At 63.2% G+C, this 17255-nt stretch carries 20 protein-coding genes and 1 riboswitch; of the genes, 1 reads left to right on the plus strand and 19 read right to left on the minus strand.

From position 1 onward, the window contains the following. Nucleotides 1-38: 38 nt before the first annotated feature. Genes ACSSVH_RS18560 through cobO form a run of 11 tightly spaced genes read right to left on the minus strand, consistent with a single transcriptional unit; the run spans nt 39 to nt 9325 of the window. Nucleotides 39-443: a MarR family winged helix-turn-helix transcriptional regulator gene (locus ACSSVH_RS18560; RefSeq protein ID WP_169955253.1), complete on the minus strand. Its 405-nt coding sequence runs from the start codon at nt 441-443 to the stop codon at nt 39-41. A gap of 42 nt (nt 444-485) precedes the next feature. Further along, nucleotides 486-1214 (minus strand): adenosylcobinamide-GDP ribazoletransferase, encoded by a 729-nt coding sequence (locus ACSSVH_RS18565; protein ID WP_172312875.1) that lies wholly within the window; start codon nt 1212-1214, stop codon nt 486-488. After that, nucleotides 1215-1790, minus strand: a complete 576-nt coding sequence (gene cobC, locus ACSSVH_RS18570) for an alpha-ribazole phosphatase family protein (RefSeq protein WP_169955251.1) — start codon at nt 1788-1790, stop codon at nt 1215-1217. Then, the gene (gene cobT, locus ACSSVH_RS18575; RefSeq protein WP_492633583.1) at nt 1787-2842 is read right to left on the minus strand and encodes a nicotinate-nucleotide--dimethylbenzimidazole phosphoribosyltransferase; all 1056 of its coding nucleotides are present in this window, start codon (nt 2840-2842) and stop codon (nt 1787-1789) included. Before cobT ends, cobC begins: the two co-directional genes overlap by 4 nt. After that, nucleotides 2839-3360 (minus strand): bifunctional adenosylcobinamide kinase/adenosylcobinamide-phosphate guanylyltransferase, encoded by a 522-nt coding sequence (gene cobU, locus ACSSVH_RS18580; protein WP_492633584.1) that lies wholly within the window; start codon nt 3358-3360, stop codon nt 2839-2841. Before cobU ends, cobT begins: the two co-directional genes overlap by 4 nt. A gap of 10 nt (nt 3361-3370) precedes the next feature. Continuing rightward, the gene (locus tag ACSSVH_RS18585) at nt 3371-4822 is read right to left on the minus strand and encodes a cobyric acid synthase (protein ID WP_169955248.1); all 1452 of its coding nucleotides are present in this window, start codon (nt 4820-4822) and stop codon (nt 3371-3373) included. Next, entirely contained in the window at nt 4819-5808 is a 990-nt protein-coding gene (cobD, locus tag ACSSVH_RS18590; RefSeq protein WP_492633585.1) for a threonine-phosphate decarboxylase CobD, read from the minus strand. The genes ACSSVH_RS18585 and cobD overlap by 4 nt, the downstream gene beginning before the upstream one ends. Next, entirely contained in the window at nt 5801-6709 is a 909-nt protein-coding gene (gene cbiB, locus ACSSVH_RS18595) for an adenosylcobinamide-phosphate synthase CbiB (RefSeq protein ID WP_492633586.1), read from the minus strand. The genes cobD and cbiB overlap by 8 nt, the downstream gene beginning before the upstream one ends. After that, entirely contained in the window at nt 6706-7356 is a 651-nt protein-coding gene (bluB, locus tag ACSSVH_RS18600) for a 5,6-dimethylbenzimidazole synthase (protein ID WP_492633587.1), read from the minus strand. Before bluB ends, cbiB begins: the two co-directional genes overlap by 4 nt. Continuing rightward, nucleotides 7353-8717 carry a cobyrinic acid a,c-diamide synthase CobB gene (locus ACSSVH_RS18605; protein WP_492633588.1) on the minus strand — a complete coding sequence of 455 codons (1365 nt, stop codon included), beginning with the start codon at nt 8715-8717 and terminating at the stop codon, nt 7353-7355. Before ACSSVH_RS18605 ends, bluB begins: the two co-directional genes overlap by 4 nt. Next, entirely contained in the window at nt 8714-9325 is a 612-nt protein-coding gene (cobO, locus tag ACSSVH_RS18610; RefSeq protein WP_492633589.1) for a cob(I)yrinic acid a,c-diamide adenosyltransferase, read from the minus strand. Before cobO ends, ACSSVH_RS18605 begins: the two co-directional genes overlap by 4 nt. A gap of 80 nt (nt 9326-9405) precedes the next feature. Further along, nucleotides 9406-9653: riboswitch (cobalamin riboswitch) on the minus strand. Between the two features lie 99 nt (nt 9654-9752). Here cobO and ACSSVH_RS18615 point away from each other — a divergent pair. Then, complete coding sequence (locus ACSSVH_RS18615; RefSeq protein ID WP_492633590.1) at nt 9753-11066, plus strand: PQQ-dependent sugar dehydrogenase; 1314 nt, start codon at nt 9753-9755, stop codon at nt 11064-11066. Nucleotides 11067-11133: 67 nt separating this feature from the next. On the opposite strand, the gene ACSSVH_RS18620 is transcribed toward ACSSVH_RS18615, so the two are convergent. From ACSSVH_RS18620 to ACSSVH_RS18655, 8 genes are all read right to left on the minus strand, one after another. Beyond that, the gene (locus ACSSVH_RS18620; RefSeq protein WP_169955241.1) at nt 11134-11937 is read right to left on the minus strand and encodes a transglutaminase family protein; all 804 of its coding nucleotides are present in this window, start codon (nt 11935-11937) and stop codon (nt 11134-11136) included. After that, nucleotides 11934-12884, minus strand: a complete 951-nt coding sequence (locus ACSSVH_RS18625) for an alpha-E domain-containing protein (protein ID WP_169955240.1) — start codon at nt 12882-12884, stop codon at nt 11934-11936. Before ACSSVH_RS18625 ends, ACSSVH_RS18620 begins: the two co-directional genes overlap by 4 nt. A gap of 4 nt (nt 12885-12888) precedes the next feature. Further along, on the minus strand, nt 12889-14298 hold the full coding sequence (locus tag ACSSVH_RS18630; RefSeq protein ID WP_170042593.1) for a circularly permuted type 2 ATP-grasp protein: 1410 nt from the start codon (nt 14296-14298) through the stop codon (nt 12889-12891). 461 nt (nt 14299-14759) lie between these two features. After that, nucleotides 14760-15101 carry a ribonuclease E inhibitor RraB gene (locus ACSSVH_RS18635; protein ID WP_029299641.1) on the minus strand — a complete coding sequence of 114 codons (342 nt, stop codon included), beginning with the start codon at nt 15099-15101 and terminating at the stop codon, nt 14760-14762. A 211-nt stretch (nt 15102-15312) separates the two neighbouring features. Continuing rightward, the gene (locus ACSSVH_RS18640; protein ID WP_492633591.1) at nt 15313-15549 is read right to left on the minus strand and encodes a hypothetical protein; all 237 of its coding nucleotides are present in this window, start codon (nt 15547-15549) and stop codon (nt 15313-15315) included. Between the two features lie 103 nt (nt 15550-15652). After that, a complete protein-coding gene (locus ACSSVH_RS18645) occupies nt 15653-16261 on the minus strand; it encodes an START domain-containing protein (protein WP_169955236.1) in 609 nt (202 codons plus the stop codon). Nucleotides 16262-16302: 41 nt separating this feature from the next. Continuing rightward, nucleotides 16303-16557 carry a YkgJ family cysteine cluster protein gene (locus ACSSVH_RS18650; RefSeq protein ID WP_076961156.1) on the minus strand — a complete coding sequence of 85 codons (255 nt, stop codon included), beginning with the start codon at nt 16555-16557 and terminating at the stop codon, nt 16303-16305. 160 nt (nt 16558-16717) lie between these two features. Further along, nucleotides 16718-17188 carry a translation initiation factor 2 gene (locus tag ACSSVH_RS18655; protein ID WP_170042591.1) on the minus strand — a complete coding sequence of 157 codons (471 nt, stop codon included), beginning with the start codon at nt 17186-17188 and terminating at the stop codon, nt 16718-16720. Between the last annotated feature and the right edge of the window lie 67 nt (nt 17189-17255).

Raw genomic sequence — 17255 nt, forward strand, 5'->3', positions numbered from 1 at the left:
ACGGGTATATACCCGCTTGTATTCGAACAAGCCCGCTTTTAAGCGAGTTCATCCAGCAAGGCCAACAGGGTTTCGCGTTTTTGCACGCCTAACTTATCAATCAGTTTCTGCTGCGCCGCTTCCCAGGCCGGCAACGCGGCCGCCAGGCGCTGTTTGCCTTCCTCCGTGAGCACGACCAAACGGTTGCGCAGGTCATCGCCCTCCACCAACCGCACCAGGCCTTCACCCTCCAACACCCGCAGGTTACGCCCCAGGGTGCTGCGATCCAGGCCCATGGCATCGGCCAGGGTAGAAATACTCGGCTGGTTCAGGCGCTGCAGGTTACACAGCAAGGAATACTGGGCGACGTTGATCCCGAAGCCATCGAGGGCGCCGTCATAGTGCCTGCTGACGCCACGGGCGGCACGACGCAGGTTGGTGCATAAACATTGGGAGGCAAGCATGGAACGTGTATATACCCGCGATTAAGGAAATGCAAGAAAGTGTTACAGAGCCAGACCGATCAGCACCGCTACCTCAAGCAGCTCCAGCAAGGCGCCGGCCGTATCACCGGTGGTGCCGCCCAGCCGATTGATCATCAGTTGCCGCAAGCCCACAAAGCAGATGGCCGCCAGCAACACCGCAATCCCGCCACTGAAACCGCCGATCAACACACACGCCAGGCCGCTGAGGATCAATACCTGCTGCCCGACAATCCGTGGCAAGTGGTCAGCCAGCGCCTGGCCCAGGCCCCCGGCGCGCACATAGCGGGTAGTAAGAAACAGTGCCAGCAGCGAGCTGCGACCGATCAACGGCGCGAGGATCAACGCGGCGCCATTGTGTTGCTCGATCAGCGCCACCAGCGCGCTGAATTTGAGCAGCAGCACCAACCCCAGGGTCACCACCGCAATCGGGCCGCTGCGCGGGTCTTTCATGATGCTCAAGGTGCGTTCGCGGTCGCCAAAACCGCCCAGCCAGGCGTCAGCGCTGTCCGCCAGGCCATCCAGGTGCAGGCCGCCACTGAGCAACACCCAGGCCGTCAGCAGCAGGGCCGCATGCAACAGCAAAGGCGCGCCCATCAACAGCGTGTTCAAGCCCCACAGCAGCAGCCCGAACAACAGCCCCACCAGCGGATAAAACAGCAGCGAGCGCCCCAGCTCCTGGGGTTGCGGCATGCCCGGCAGGCGGATCGGCAGACTGCTGAGAAACTGCAAGGCAATCCAGAATGGCAACATTCAGGCGCCCTCGCTCAACATGCCATCGGCTTCGACCCGCAGGCTGAACAGGCCGCCGTGGCCGACCTCGACATTCAGCAACTGTTCACGGGGCAAGCCACGGGCCTGGGCCAGCAGTAAACGCATGACACCACCATGGCTGACCAGCAGCACCCGTTGTCCGGCATACAGCTGATGCAGACGTAGGACGGCGCCGTGCACGCGCTGGGAAAACGCCTCGACAGGCTCGCCATCCGGCGGCGTAAAGCTATAGGGATCCGCCCAGAACAGGCCCAGCGCCTCGGCGTCGGTCGCCATCAACTGCGCCGCGCTCTGCCCTTCCCAAGCGCCGAAATGCAGCTCCTGTAGATCCTGTTCCAGGCTCACCGGCAGGTTCAGGCGTGCGCCCAACTCTTCAGCGAAACGTGCGCAGCGCTGCAGCGGCGAGCTGACCAGTCGATCCCACGGCCCGCGCGCCAGCACCGCCTCGCGCATCTGCGCCCAACCCTTGGCGGTCAGCGCATCATCCAGGCTGCCGCGCAAACCGCCGCCCAGTTCGGTTTCACCATGGCGCAGCAGGTCCAGGTGCAAGGTCATGCCGGGCGATCCGCCACGGCGGCTTCTGCGAACGTCGCCATCTGCCCGTGCAACGCACAGGCCAGGCGCAACAGGGGCACCGCCAGCGCCGCACCGCTGCCCTCGCCCAGGCGCAGGCCCAGTTCCAGCAGCGGCTGGGCTTCAAGGCTTTGCAACACATGGCGATGGCCCGGCTCGGCGCCCCGATGGCCGAACAACAGCCATGGCCGGCAAGACGGGTTCAGGCGCGTGGCGACCAGCGCCGCGACGGTGCAGATAAACCCGTCGACCAGCACTACCACCCCCGCCTGGGCGCAGGCCAGATACGCCCCCACCAACCCCGCAATCTCCAGGCCACCGAGGTTGAACAGGGTCTGCAACGGATCGCCCCGCTGCCCGGCATGCAACGCCAGGGCGCGCTCGATCACCGCCACTTTATGGCTGACGCCCTGGGCATTCAGGCCGGTGCCGGGGCCGGTCAGGTCGCTGACCTGGCAATCGAGCAAGGCGCAGGCCAGTGCACTGGTGGCAGTGGTGTTGCCGATGCCCATCTCGCCGCCAATAAACAGCTGCGCACCCGCGTTGATCGCCCGCTGCACGCTGTCACGCCCCGCCGCCAGGGCCAACTGACCCTGGGCCTCGGTCATGGCCGCGCCCAGCACAAAATTGGCCGTGCCCGGGGCGATATTCAGGTGGCGCACGCCCGGCAGGTCGAGCGATGGCGTCACGGTGCCCAGGTCCACCACTTCCAGCTGTGCATCCAGTTGCCGGGCCAGCACGCTGATCGCCGCACCGCCGCTGACAAAGTTGTGCAGCATCTGCCCGGTGACTTCCTGGGGATAGGCCGAGACGCCTTCGGCGACCACACCGTGATCGCCAGCAAAGATCGCGATCCATACCTGCTCGACCGTTGGCTTGACCCGGCCTTGCAACCCGGCCAGTTGCACTGCCAGCGCCTCCAGTTGCCCCAGGGACCCGGCGGGCTTGGTCAGTTGCTGCTGACGGGCCAGGGCTTGTTCATAGGCCGTGGCGTCCAGCGCCTTGCAGGGTTGCAGCCACCAGGATTGGCTCATAACGCAGTACCTTTCAAAGTCAGGGGCAGGCCCGCAACAGTCAGCACTACACGCTGACACCGCTCGGCCAAGGCTTGATGCAGCCAACCGGCTTCATCCACATAGCGGCGAGTCAATTCGCCCAGCGGCACGACACCCAGACCGGTCTCGTTGCTGACAAAAATGATTTCCCCCGGCAGTGACGCCAGGCAGTCCAGCAGGGATTCACGCTCGACGCCCAGGCGCTGTGGGTCGTCCAGCAGCAACAGGTTGGTGAGCCACAGGGTCAGGCAATCGACCAGCAGGCAATGCCCAGGCGCCGCGTTTTCACGCAGCACCCGCGCCAATTCCAGCGGTTCCTCGATCAGCCCCCAATGGCTGGGACGACGCTTACGATGCAGGGCCACGCGCGCGTTCATTTCACCGTCCAGGGGCTGGCTGGTAGCGATATAGGTGACGGGCATGGCGCTGTCGCTGGCGAGTTGTTCGGCCAGGCGGCTTTTACCGGAGCGGGCGCCGCCGAGGATCAGTTGCAACATGGTCAAGCCCTCAAATGCCACATAACTGGCGCAGCAACCGAGTGTCCAGATGCTGCTCCACCAAATCCGCCAGGCGCTCGATATCGCGCTCGCGCAGGCCGTGGTAATCGACTTCCTGCACATCCTGCAAACCGGCCCAGCGCAGCAAGGCGCTGCATGCGGCGGGCGTCTCGAACAGACCGTGCAGATAAGTGCCAAGGATCTGCCCATCATCGCTACAAGCACCGTCGCTGCGGCCATCATCCAGGCGCACCGCCGCCTGCTCCAGGGCAGGCCCTCGGGTCACGCCCGCATGGATCTCATAACCACTGACCGGCGCCTCTTCCAGCACCAGCCGGCCGCGCACATTGCGCAATTGTTTCTCGGCTTCCAGGGTGGTGCTGAACGCCAGCAGGCCCAGGCCAGCGCTGGAACCCGCCGCGCCTTCCAGGCCCAGCGGATCGTGGACCTGCTCACCCAGCATTTGCAGGCCACCGCAGATGCCCAGGACTTTGCCGCCATAGCGCAAGTGCCGGGCAATCGCGCGGTCCCAGCCATTGGCGCGCAGATAGGCCAGGTCGCTGCGCACGCTTTTCGAGCCGGGCAGGATGATCAGGTCGGCGGCGGGGATTGCCTGGCCCGGCCCGACAAACTGCAGATCCACCTGGGGATGCAGGCGCAACGGGTCGAAGTCGGTGTGGTTGCTGATGCGCGGCAATACCGGCACCACCACCTTGAGCACCTGCGCCGCCTTGTCGATCTGGCGCTGGTCGATGCCATCCTCGGCTTCCAGGTGCAGGTCCATCACGTACGGCAGCACGCCCACCACCGGTTTGCCGGTGCGCGCCTCAAGCCAGTCGAGGCCCGGTTGCAGCAGGGCGATATCGCCACGGAAGCGGTTGATGATAAAGCCCTTGACCCGCGCCTGCTCCGACGGCGACAGCAACTCCAGCGTGCCCACCAGATGAGCAAACACCCCGCCGCGATTGATGTCGGCGATCAGCAGCACCGGGCAATCCACCGCTTCAGCAAACCCCATATTGGCAATGTCGTTGGCCCGCAGGTTGATCTCGGCCGGCGAGCCCGCGCCTTCGACCATCACCACCGGGTAGGCCGCGCTCAGGCGCGCATGGGAGGCCAGTACCGCCTGCATGGCGATGGCTTTGTAATCGTGATAGGCCACTGCATTCATGCTGGTCACGGCATGGCCATGGATGATCACCTGGGAGCCGGTGTCACTATTGGGCTTGAGCAGCACCGGGTTCATGTCGGTGTGCGGCGCCAGGTTGGCGGCCTGGGCCTGCACGGCCTGGGCGCGGCCGATCTCGCCCCCTTCTGCCGTGACCGCACTGTTGAGCGCCATGTTCTGCGGCTTGAAGGGCACCACCGGCACGCCCTGGCGCACGACCCAGCGGCACAGCGCGGTCACCAGGGTGCTTTTGCCCGCGTCGGAGGTGGTGCCTTGCACCATCAGCGTGGTCATGAAGTTTGCTTCCAGGCAGTCAGGGCGTGTTCGAGGCGCAGCCAATCGGCGTCAGTCCCGGGCAGGCCAAAACGCAGGCTGCTGTCGTGGACAAACAGGCGCAGCAGGATGCCGCGCTGGGCCATGAACTCATGTAGCAGCTCGGCGCGGTCGGTGATCAGCCACTGGAACAGCGCGCAGCCGCCTTGTGGGCGCAGGCCATACTGCTCCAACAGGCGAAACAGGCGCTGGCTGGCGTCTTCGCAGCGCTGGCGCTGGTAGGTGTGGCCGGCACTGTCGCGCAGGCACACCTGGCCCAACTCCCGCGTCGGCCCGCTCACCGCCCACGGGCCGACCTGCTCGGCCAGCAGCTTGAGCAGCTTGCGCTCGGCCAATACAAAGCCCAGGCGCACCCCGGCCAGGCCGAAAAACTTGCCGAACGAGCGCAACACAATCAACCCCACTTGATTGGCCTGGCTCGCCAGGCTCAGGTGCGGGGTGTTGTCCATAAAGGCTTCATCCACCACCAACCAACCACCGCGCTGGGCCAGGCGTGCATGCCAATCCCGCAGGCGCTGGGGCGTAAGGCTCAGGCCAGTGGGGTTGTTGGGATTGACCACCACCAGCACGTCGAGGCTATCGAGGAAGAAGTCGACTTCCTGCTCCAGCACCTCGCGCACGATGTAACCGGCGCGGCGCCAGGCTTGGGCATGCTCGGCGTAGCACGGCGACAACACGCCGACCTTGCCCGCCCGGCGCAGGCGCGGCAGCAGCTGGATCGCCGCCTGGGAACCCGGCACCGGCAGCACCTGGGCTGCGCCGTAGTAGTCGCAGGCGGCCTGCTCCAGGCCGTCATCGGTCTCTGGCAGGCGGGCCCAGGCCCGCAGCGGGATGGGTGGGATTGGCCAGGGCCAGGGCGCGAGGCCACTGGACAGGTCCAGCCAGTCTTCCTGGGCGATGCCGTACTGCAACGCCGCCTTGCGCAGCCGTCCACCGTGTTCAAGCATAGAAATGCGCCCCCGCACACAGGATCAACACCCACAGCCACACGCCGCGCTGCACCAGTTGCCAGCCACGCTCGATGGAATCAGCATCGGCCGGCGGCCCTTCGCCCAGGGTCGGACGCTGGTGCAACTCACCGTGATAAATCGCCGCCCCGCCCAACTCGACACCCAGGGCGCCCGCGCCCGCAGCCATCACCGGCCCGGCATTCGGGCTGTCCCAGGTCGGGCCCTGGCGGCGCCAGCATGTGAGCGCCAGGCGGGTCTTGCCTAGCACGGCGTAGGTCAACGCAACCAAGCGTGCCGGAATGTAATTGAGCACATCGTCAATCTTCGCCGCCGCCCAGCCAAAGCGCTCAAAGCGTTCGTTGCGATAGCCCCACATGGCATCCAGGGTATTGCTCAGGCGGTACAGCACCACGCCCGGCACCCCGGCCACGACAAACCAGAACAGTGCGGCGAACACCGCATCGCTGCCGTTTTCCAGCACCGACTCGGTGGCCGCGCGCGCCACTTCGGTGCTGTCCAATTCGCTGGTCTGACGGCTGACCAGGTAACTGACACGCGTGCGCGCCTCGTCCAGGTCCCCGCTGCGCAGGGCCTGGGCCACCGGTAGCACGTGCTCACCCAGGCTGCGCATGCCCAGGGCCAGGTACAACGCGAGGATCTCGATCACCCAGCCGAAGTATGGCGCCCAGGACAAGGCAGTGGCCAGCAAGGTCAGCGGTATCACGGTGATAAACCATGCGGTCACGCCATGGCTGCGCCAGCCGCGCCCCGCAGAGTTGAAACGCTGCTCGATGCGCCCGGCAAAATTGCCGAACGCCACCAGCGGATGCCAGCGCCTGGGCTCGCCCAACAGCGCATCCAGCGCCACTGCGGCGACGCTCAGCAAGGCCACACTCATTGACTCACTCCCCAATAATTCTCATACAGCATGTCACTCAGCGGACGCGGTTCGGTCCAGCCCTCAAGTTGCAACATCGGTGCCGGGTAGAACTCCGTCACCGGGCCCAGGCACAGCACGGCCAGCGGCTTGGCGCCGGGCGGCAGGCCGAGCAGGTCGGCCAGGTCCTGGGGTTCGAACAACGACACCCAGCCCATGCCCAGGCCTTCGGCGCGGGAGGCCAGCCATAGATTCTGGATCGCGCAGGACAGCGACGCCAGGTCCATTTCCGGCAAGGTCCGGCGCCCGAAAATATGCCGCTCGCGATCATCCATCAACGCCGCCACCAGCACCTCGGCGCAGTCGTGGATGCCTTCGACCTTGAGCTTCATGAAATCGTCCGAACGCTCGCCCAGGGCTTGCGCGGTACGGATGCGTTCGGCTTCCACCAACTGCTGGATCTGCCCGCGCAGGTTGCGGTCGCTGATGCGGATAAAGCGCCAGGGCTGCATCAGGCCGACGCTGGGGGCCTGGTGCGCGGCCTGCAGCAGACGCTGCAGCAGCTCCGGGGCGACGGCGCCGCCGCTGAAGTGGCGCATGTCGCGACGTTCGGCGATGGCGCGGTAGATCGCGTCGCGCTCGGCCTGGGGGTAGGCGTGGTCGGTCATGGCCCTATCGCGGGCAAGCCCGCTCCCACATTTGAACCGTGGTCGCCTGCCATAACGGCTTGCCGGTCTGGCGCAAACAACGCGGCCACCGCAGCCGGATTCGACGGGAAGTAAAAGTGCACATAGGAGGCCGTCATCCGCCCCTGGCGATACACCGCCTCGGCGCCGCGCCCGCCGTTGGGGCTCAGGCCACGGGCAATCGGCTGCCACGGCGTGCTGGTCAGGGAATGATGATAGGTATGCCCGCGCAGCACGCCTTCCGGCAGCTCGACCGTTTGCAGGGCCAGGGCCGCCAGGCGTTTCTGCATGACCGCATCGCCGTGCAGCAGGCCCAGCAGTTCGGCGCGCGTGCCCTCGACATCGGTCAAGGAATCGAGCAGGTAGAGCATGCCCCCGCATTCGGCCAGCAACGGTTTGCCGGCAGCGTGATGGGCACGGATCGCCTGCAGCATCGCGCTATTTTGCGACAGCGCCTGATGATGCAGTTCCGGGTAGCCACCGGGCAGATAGAGGCTGTCGGCGTCGGGCAGCACGCGGTCATGGATCGGCGAGAAGAAGTGCAACTGCGCGCCCATCGCTCGCAGCAAATCCAGGCTGGCGCCGTAGGTGAAAGCAAAGGCTTCGTCACGGGCCACGGCAATCCGCACCCCGGCCAGTAGCGGCTGGGCTTCGATCAGCTCGGGCGCGGCGAATTCCACCGGCGGTGGCAGCGCTACCTCGCAACTGCTGGCCAGGGCGGCGGCGGCAGCATCCAGGCGCAGGTCCAGGTCATTCAGCTCGCTGGCCTGCACCAGGCCCAGGTGACGGCTGGGCAGCTCAATGCCGGTTTCCCGGGACAGTGCGCCGTACCAGCGCAGGCCTTCGGTCAAGCTGCCTTCGAGCAGTTGGGCGTGGCGCACGGTGCCGACACGGTTGGCCAGGACCCCGGCGAACGGCAGGTCTGCCTGGTAACGCGCCAGCCCCAGCGCCAGGGCGCCAAAGGTCTGGGCCATGGCGGTGCCATCGATCACTGCCAGTACCGGCACGCCAAAATGGCGCGCCAGGTCGGCGCTGGAAGGTGTGCCGTCGAACAGGCCCATCACGCCCTCGATCAGGATCAGGTCCGCCTCGCCCGCTGCTTCCCACAGCAGGCGGCGACTTTCCTGCTCGCCGACCATCCACATGTCCAATTGATAGACCGGCGCACCACTGGCGCGCTCATGGATCATCGGGTCGAGAAAGTCCGGGCCGCACTTGAACACCCGGACCTTGCGCCCCAGGTTGCGGTGCAGACGGGCCAGCGCGGCGGTGACAGTGGTCTTGCCCTGGCCTGACGCCGGCGCGGCGATCAGCACGGCTGGGCAATGGCGCGGCGGGTTCAAAGTTCGATGCCTTTCTGTGCCTTGATACCGGCCTGGAACGCGTGCTTGAGCATGCCCATTTCGGTGACGGTATCGGCCATTTCAATCAGTTCCGGTTTGGCCCCGCGGCCGGTGACCAGCACATGCTGCATCGGTGGCCGGGCTTGCAGGTCGCTCAACACTTGGTCCAGGTCCAGATAGCCGTGCTTGAGCGCAATGTTCAGCTCATCCAGCACCACCAGGCCGATGGACGGGTCCTGCAACATTTCCCGGGAGACTTTCCAGGCCGCTTCGGCAGCGGCGATATCACGCTGGCGGTCCTGGGTCTCCCAGGTAAAGCCCTCGCCCATCACATGGAAACGCACCTGCTCGGGGAAGCGGCGGAAGAACAGCTCTTCCCCGGTGCTGTTGCGGCCTTTGATGAACTGCACCACGCCGCATTGCAGATCGTGGCCCATGGCCCGGGCGAGCATGCCAAAGGCCGAGCTGCTCTTGCCTTTGCCGTTGCCGGTCAATACCAGCAGCAAACCGCATTCATTCGGTGAGTTGGCAATGCGCTCGTCAATCACCGCTTTTTTGCGCAGCATGCGCGCCAGGTGGCGTTCGTCACGATCGGGGGAATCAGTCATGGCAGCTCTCCGTTGGGGCTGGACAAAAACGGCGGGCAGGAAAAGACCACTTAAATGAAGCCAAGCATCGCCCACCGTGATGCTGTTGGATGGATCAGGCCGGTCTCCGGGCTCATGAGTGGCGCCCTGTTGAGCAGGGCGAGCCGACGATGCGCCTTCCCATATCGCAGGCGATACAGTGGCAAAAGCAGCGTCTTGACTCATTTACCGTTGCGGGGGCAGCGCCGGGATCGTGGCCGCACTGTAGAAAAGTGCGCGCACTCACCGGCTTCCCTGTTTCACTCGGTCGGCGCGTACGCCACAGAGCACCTGAAACAAGCGGCGAAGGTTAGTGGGTTGGGGGTACAGCGTCAATTAAAGCCGGCCATGCACTTGAACCATCGCCGCGCGCTGTACCTCTATGACTACAGGCATTGAGGAGAAAAACATGCACAAGACCCGACTCGCCGTACTGATCATGGCCGCAGGCGCACTCGCCGCCTGCGGCGAAAGCTCAACCTTGCAGGTCTCCGACGGCACGGGGCCATCGCCCAAGCTGCCGGAACCGAACAAAACCCTGATCCCCACCGTCAACATCGCCCCGGCCATTGGCTGGCCCGATGGCGCCAAGCCGACCGCGGCTGCGGGCACCCAGGTCGGCGCCTTCGCCGAAGGCCTGGACCACCCGCGCTGGTTGTATGTATTGCCCAACGGCGACGTGCTGGTGGCCGAGACCAACGCGCCGCCCAAGCCGGATGACTCCAAGGGCATTCGCGGCTGGGTCATGGAAAAGGTCATGGGCCGTGCCGGGGCCGGCGTACCTAGCCCGAACCGCATCACCCTGCTGCGCGATGCCGACCATGACGGCGTGGCAGAAACCCGCACGGTGTTCCTGGAAAACCTCAACTCGCCGTTTGGCATGTCCCTGGTGGGCAACGACCTGTACGTGGCCGACTCGGACAAGCTGCTGCGCTTTCCCTATCAACCGGGGGAAACCGCGATCAAGGCCCAGGGCACCAAGGTCATCGACCTGCCGGGCGGCCCGCTCAACCACCACTGGACGAAAAACGTGGTGGCCAGCAAGGATGGCAGCAAGTTGTATGTAAGCGTGGGTTCCAACAGCAACGTCGGTGAAAACGGCCTGGAAGCCGAACAGGGCCGTGCGGCGATCTGGGAAGTCGACCGGGCCAGCGCCAAGCAGCGGATTTTTGCTTCCGGGCTGCGCAACCCCAATGGCATGGCGTGGGAGCCACAAAGCGGCAAGCTATGGACGGCGGTCAACGAGCGCGATGAAATCGGCAGCGACTTGGTGCCGGACTACATCACCTCGGTCCAGGACGGTGGCTTTTACGGCTGGCCGTTCAGCTACTACGGCCAACATGTGGATGTACGGGTCACGCCGCAGGATCCGGACCTGGTGGCCAAGGCCATTGCCCCGGACTATGCCGTCGGGCCACACACCGCATCGTTGGGCCTGACCTTCGCTGAAGGCAACACGCTGCCGGCACAATTTGCCCATGGCGCGTTTATTGGCCAGCACGGCTCGTGGAATCGCAAGCCGCACAGTGGTTACAAGGTAATCTTTGTGCCATTTGCGGGGGGCAAGCCCAACGGCGCACCGGTGGATGTGCTGACCGGGTTCCTCAACAGTGATGAGAAAGCCATGGGCCGGCCGGTGGGCGTGGTGATCGACCAGCAAGGCGGCTTGCTGGTGGCCGATGATGTGGGGAATAAGGTGTGGCGGGTGTCAGCCGCTAAATAGCACCTGATGCCGGCTTGCCGACGATGAGGATCATTCTGGGCTCATCGCCGGCAAGGGGGTGACGGGGTTATTGCTGCTGCACCAGGATCACCGGGCTCGGCGCCACAAATACCCTGGCATGCATCTGCTCGTGCCCGCCGCCACGGCGCATGCCGCGCACCGGGCACGCATCGAGGTAATCCAGGCCCACCGCCAGTTTCAGATGCCGCTCCGGGCGGGCCAGTTGGTTGGTCACATCGAAGCTGTACCAGGCGTCATCCAGCCAGGCTTCGGCCCAGGCATGGCTGGCCAGGTGCTCGCTGTCCTCGCTATACAAATACCCCGACACATACCGCGTGGCGATCCCCAGGCTGCGCGCGCAGGCCAGGAATGCATGGGCGTGATCCTGGCAAACCCCGGCACGCCCGGCGAACGCCTCGGCCGCGCAGGTTTCCACTTGCGTGGCCCCCGGCACGTAGGCGATATGCTGGTTGAGAGCGTGCATCAGATCGATCAAGGCATTGCGATCCCGGCGTTTACCGCAGTGCTGCTGGGCAAAGGCGCGCAGGGCCTCGTCCGGCTCAGTCAGGCGCGTGCAACGCTGGAAAGGAAATGGCGACTGGCTGTCGTGCTCGGCCTCGCGCCACTCGTCAATGTCCACTTGGCCTCGGGCGCCGATGACGATCGATTCGTGGGGCTCATCCAGGGTCAGCACATGCAGGATATTGCCGAATGGGTCCAACTGGGCCCGCACCGGACGCGGCAGATCCAGCTGCCAACTGAGCACATGCTGACGCTCGCTGTCGTGAGGGGTCAGGCGCAGGTATTGGATGCTGGCACGCACCTGGTCTTCATAGCGGTAGGTAGTTTCGTGGCTGATGGAAAGTCTCATGCCGCCTCCAGGTAGGAATGATGAATAGCGTTACCCAACTGGCGTACCAGCGGGATGAAGTCGGTCAGCCAGGCGTGCAGGCCTTCTTCAAGGATTTCGTCAATGGCGGTAAAGCGCAGGCGCGCGTCCATTTCGGCGGCCAGGCGCTGGGCCGGGCGGCCGTTGATGCCAGGCAGACTGGCGAGGATCTGGTCGATTTCTTCGCTGCACGCGCGCAGGGAACGCGGCACATCGGCACGCAGCAGCAACAGTTCGGCCACCTGCCGGGCGCCGGGCGCATCACGATAGATCTCGGTGTAGGCCTCGAAGGACGACAAGGCCCGCAATAGCGCACTCCATTGGTAATAGGCGTGGGCGGTGCCATCAATTACCACGTCGGCCTGGTCGCCGGCCATCTCGTAGCGGGCGTCCAACAGGCGCAGGGTGTTGTCGGCCCTTTCGATAAAGGTGCCCAGGCGAATAAAGCGAAAAGCGTCGTTGCGCATGATGGTGCCGTAGGTGGCGCCACGAAACAGGTGGGATCGTTCCTTGACCCATTCGCAGAAACGGCTCATGCCATAGCGGCTCAGGCCCTCCTGGGCGATGACGCGAATATCCAGCCAGGTGGCGTTGATGTTTTCCCACATGTCCGCAGTAATTCGCCCACGCACGGCATGGGCACTGGCGCGGGCGGCGCCCAGGCAACTGTAGATGCTCGCCGGGTTGGCGGCATCCAGGGCAAAGAAGTGCAACAAACGCTCGGCATGCAACTCGCCGTGACGCGCGTGATAGTCGTCCAGGGTGCCGGTGATCAGCAGGGGCATGGCCAGTTCGTGCAGGCCATCGCCGCGCCCATCCTGGGGCATCAGCGACAGCGAATAACTGACATCCAGCATGCGCGCGAGGTTTTCCGCGCGCTCCAGGTAGCGCGACATCCAATATAAATCCGAGGCAGTTCTGCTCAGCATGGTTTCATTCCTCGACCACCCAGGTGTCTTTAGTGCCGCCACCCTGGGATGAGTTGACCACCAACGAACCCTCCCGCAGCGCCACACGGGTCAGCCCGCCGGGCACCACACGGGTTTCCTTGCCGGACAGGACGAACGGCCGCAGGTCGATATGCCGGGGCGCTATACCGTTTTCGACAAAGGTCGGGCACGTCGACAGACACAGGGTCGGCTGGGCGATGTAGGCATGGGGCTTGGCCTTGATCCGCGCACGAAAGGCTTCGATCTCAGCAGCCGTGGCAGCCGGGCCGACCAACATGCCGTAGCCACCGGAGCCCTGGGTCTCCTTGACCACCAACTGCGGTAGGTTCGCCAGCACGTGAGACAGTTCGTCAGGCTTACGGCACTGGAACGTCGGAACATTCTTCAGGATCGGCTCTTCATCCAAGTAAAAACGGATCATGTCGGTGACGAAGGGATACACCGACTTGTCATCCGCCACCCCGGTGCCAATGGCATTGGCCAGCACCACATTGCCCGAGCGGTAGGCGGCCAGCAGGCCGGGCACACCAAGCATGGATTCGGGGTTGAAGGCCAGCGGGTCGAGGTAGGCATCGTCGAGGCGCCGGTAGATCACGTCCACAGCCTTGGGCCCGTCGGTGGTGCGCATGAATACGCGGTCGTCGCGCACAAACAGGTCAGCGCCTTCTACCAACTCCACACCCATTTCCCGGGCGAGGAACGCGTGCTCGAAAAACGCGCTGTTGAAGCGCCCCGGCGTCAGCACCACCACGCTGGGGTTATCCAGCGGGCTGGAGCTTTTCAGGGTATCGAGCAGCAGGTTGGGGTAATGATCGATCGGCGCGATGCGCTGGGCGGCGAACAGTTCGGGGAACAGGCGCATCATCATCTTGCGGTCTTCGAGCATATAGCTCACGCCGCTGGGGGTGCGCAGGTTGTCTTCCAGCACGTAGTACGTGCCGTCGCCATCCCGTACGAGGTCGACACCCGAGACGTGGGAATAAATATCGCGGTGCAGGTCCAAGCCCTGCATCGCCAACTGGTATTGCTCATTGGCCAGCACTTGCTCGGCAGGAATGATCCCGGCCTTGATAATTCGTTGGTCGTGATAAAGGTCGGCAAGGAACAGGTTCAATGCCTTGACCCGTTGAATGCAGCCTCGTTCGACAATTCGCCATTCGCTGGCGGGAATGCTGCGCGGGATGGTATCGAAGGGGATCAGGCGCTCGGTGCCCTGCTCGTCGCCGTACAGGGTGAAGGTGATACCCGCGCGGTGGAACAGCAAATCGGCTTCACGCCGACGCTGGGCCAGCAGCTCGGCAGGGGTTTGATCCAGCCAGCGGGCAAACTCGCGATAGTGAGGGCGGACCTGGCCAGCCTCATCGTACATTTCATCGTAATAAGTGCGGATCATGCCGAACTCCTTGTCACCCGGACGCAACGGACTGTCGCAAGGCCCGTGCCAGCGGCATAAACACTTAAGTATCAATTAGTTGGATATAGCCAAAGGCAGCACCGCACCGTCCTGGTGCAACAACCGCCCGGGCCTTGCCACTCGCGCTTCAAAGCGACGCAGGCATTGCCTATCACCAGCATAGCCAGAGTTGATTTCACTGCCCGGGAAAGCTTGCGGATAATCACGCTCATCCGCTGAACAGGATTCGTCCTACAGCATCACCTCGTCACCGCCGGTAACTTGCTTGTGCAAGTACCGACCGGTTCCCCTTCTTTCCGGTCTTCCCTTTTAGCCACCCTGCTCGGGTGGCTTTTTTTTGTGGAGGAATTTTCGCAATAAGTTCCAAGTACTTTGCCGCGCCACAAACAAAATCGGCCGACCCGAGGGTCAGCCGATACGCTGCTTTATTGATCATGTGTCTACATGGGTAACCCACGAACCTCGTGCTTCACGCCCCATCCCTCGATAATCCCGCCCAAGGGCTCGACTACCGCCTCAAAGTCCTGCTCGAAATCACCAATACCGTCGTAGGTGGCGAACATGACTTTGCTCAATTCCAAGAACCAGGCACCGTCATCCCGTGCACTGACCTGGGCATTGATCGACTCCCCACGAAACCGACCCGCAGCCCGGCGCGCACGTTCCTCATCCGGGAAAATGGCGTAGAACTCAATGGGGTGGAAGCGCGAGAAGTCAAAGCCGCCCTCTTTCATGCGGCGTAACACGTGGGTGCTGATGTCTTCTTGATAGGCTGTGCTCATGAAACGTCCTCCTAAACCGATGGATAGACTTTCCGTGCTTCCCAGAGCCTGCGCGCGAACGGCGCAGGTTGACGGCAATGACATCGCCGCAGGAAAACAAGCATGTAGCTGACAAGACCAGACCTTAGCGATTCATTCGCTGATCTCCCTTGCAGAGTAGCGCGAAGCTATCACCTCCACCAGCAGCGCTTTAAAGACGTACAGGGAATATTCAGGCGGCGGGAGAAATGTCGAGGATCTGGATACTGTTCTGGTCCTTCAAGCTCTTGACCGTCGGTTCGGGGATCCGGCCATCCAGGTCATTGAGGTCCAGCTTGGCGGGGATGGGCAGCAATTTGGCGCGAATCATCTGCGCCGCATCTTCGAGGCTGGGCTTTTGCGCACAGGCGAACAGCTCTACCGATTGCACGCCGTGATCGTCAACGAAGGTAACTTGCCAGTTTTGCATCAGTGCCTCCTCGATAAAGCCCATGGATGGGCTTACACATATCTGGACCTTGAGGGCACGGTGATCGTTCCACTCAAGGCAGGAGGCATATGATCGGTTGGGCTTACGGCTTCTCGGCCGCTGCCTTGAGGGCTTTCAAGGTGTTGAAAGGCGCTTCAACCACAAACTTGTTGGCCAACCAGGAAGGCACGCTGCCACCTGGCTCGGTGTGAACCTGGTAGGTCACTTCGGTCTGGTCGGCGCCTTTGGGCACCAATTTCCAGAAGCCTTCGACCTGGGCCACGCGCACATAGCCTTTCTCTTCCGGCAGATAGGTCGGCACTTCCAGCAGTTTGCGGGTCACGCTGCCATCGGCGGCCTGGGTGGTGGTGATCTCCAGGATCGAGTCACGATCGGTCACCGGGAACGGGGCCTTGAACTGGGTGTAGGTCCAGCTCTTGTCACCTTCCTTCTTGAGCAGCTTCTGCGACTTGCATTCGTGAATCCACTTACAGGCGCCGACGACATCGTCCTGTAGGGCCTGGATCTTGGCCAATGGCGCCTTGATCACGGTAACGCCGCGATACGCCTTGTATTTGGAGCCGGCCACTTCACTCAAGGCAACCTTGATACCTTCCTCATCCTTGGCAACCTGCCACTCTTCTGCCTGTGCAGTAGCTGCAAACAACACCGTAAAACCGCACAACACAGCCATTCGTTTCAGCGAACCCATTGTTGTATTCCTTATTGTTGAAGTTCTGACATTAAAGCCCACTAAGCCGCCGTCATCTGCTCCCACCAGCCGATCAACCTGATCGCTTCTTCCTGGCTACTACCACAGACCTCAAGATCCGCCGCAAAGGCACCGCACACCGCGGGCCGCTCAGGCTGGCCAAACAGTTGGCACAGCTGTTCGACCGACAGATGCAGGCAGCGTTCGCCCGCGGGTTTGCCATTGGGCATACCGGGCAGCGGCGAACTGATGGAAGGGGCGATACAGCAGGCGCCACAGCCTTCACGGCATTTCATGACCAGCAGGTCCTCGACGACAAAGTGTTGATGGCCGGGCTAGAGTACGCCCTAAAACATCCGTTTTAAAATGGTCTAACAGAGGTTTTTCAAAGAAAACAAAAGTGACCGACCAGTCTGCGACAGAAGGTCAGTGGCTCAGGTCACTTTGCAGGGAAGATTAATTCTTGAATTCAAAATCCAGGGCTGCGCCTTCTACATCGCGCCGCTCCTCATTGCGCATTTGCAACTGCATTTCGTTGCTCAGCAGGCGTCCGTTGATCTGGAATGCGCTGTTATCGACCGGTTTCTCGCCAAACATCGGCGGCAACAACGGCACGTTCTTGGGCTGCGGCATAGTGCCAAGGGGCTGCAGATGCCGGACCATTTCCTGGGGCAGGCTGAGGTCCAGTTTCGCCGGTGGTAGCTTGGTCTGGGCCACTTCACGGGCTGACTTGGACTTGCTGGCGATAGGTGCGCGCTTTTTTTCCTTGGCGGCTTTTTTCGCCTGGACTGTTTTTTTCGCCGGCGCCGGCGTTTGTTCGGCAGCTGCCAGCACAACTGGCGCAGTGGCAGGCGCTGCCACTACAGAAGTGGCGTTGCACAGGCTCGCCAGACAGATCAACAGCGCGGCAGGAAAAATAGAGGTCATATCGCCAACAGCATTAACGGCAGAAGGCCATATGCTCGCTTGTTGAGCGCGGCATGACAAGCGCGGT

This window comes from Pseudomonas sp. HC1(2025) (assembly GCF_058742075.1).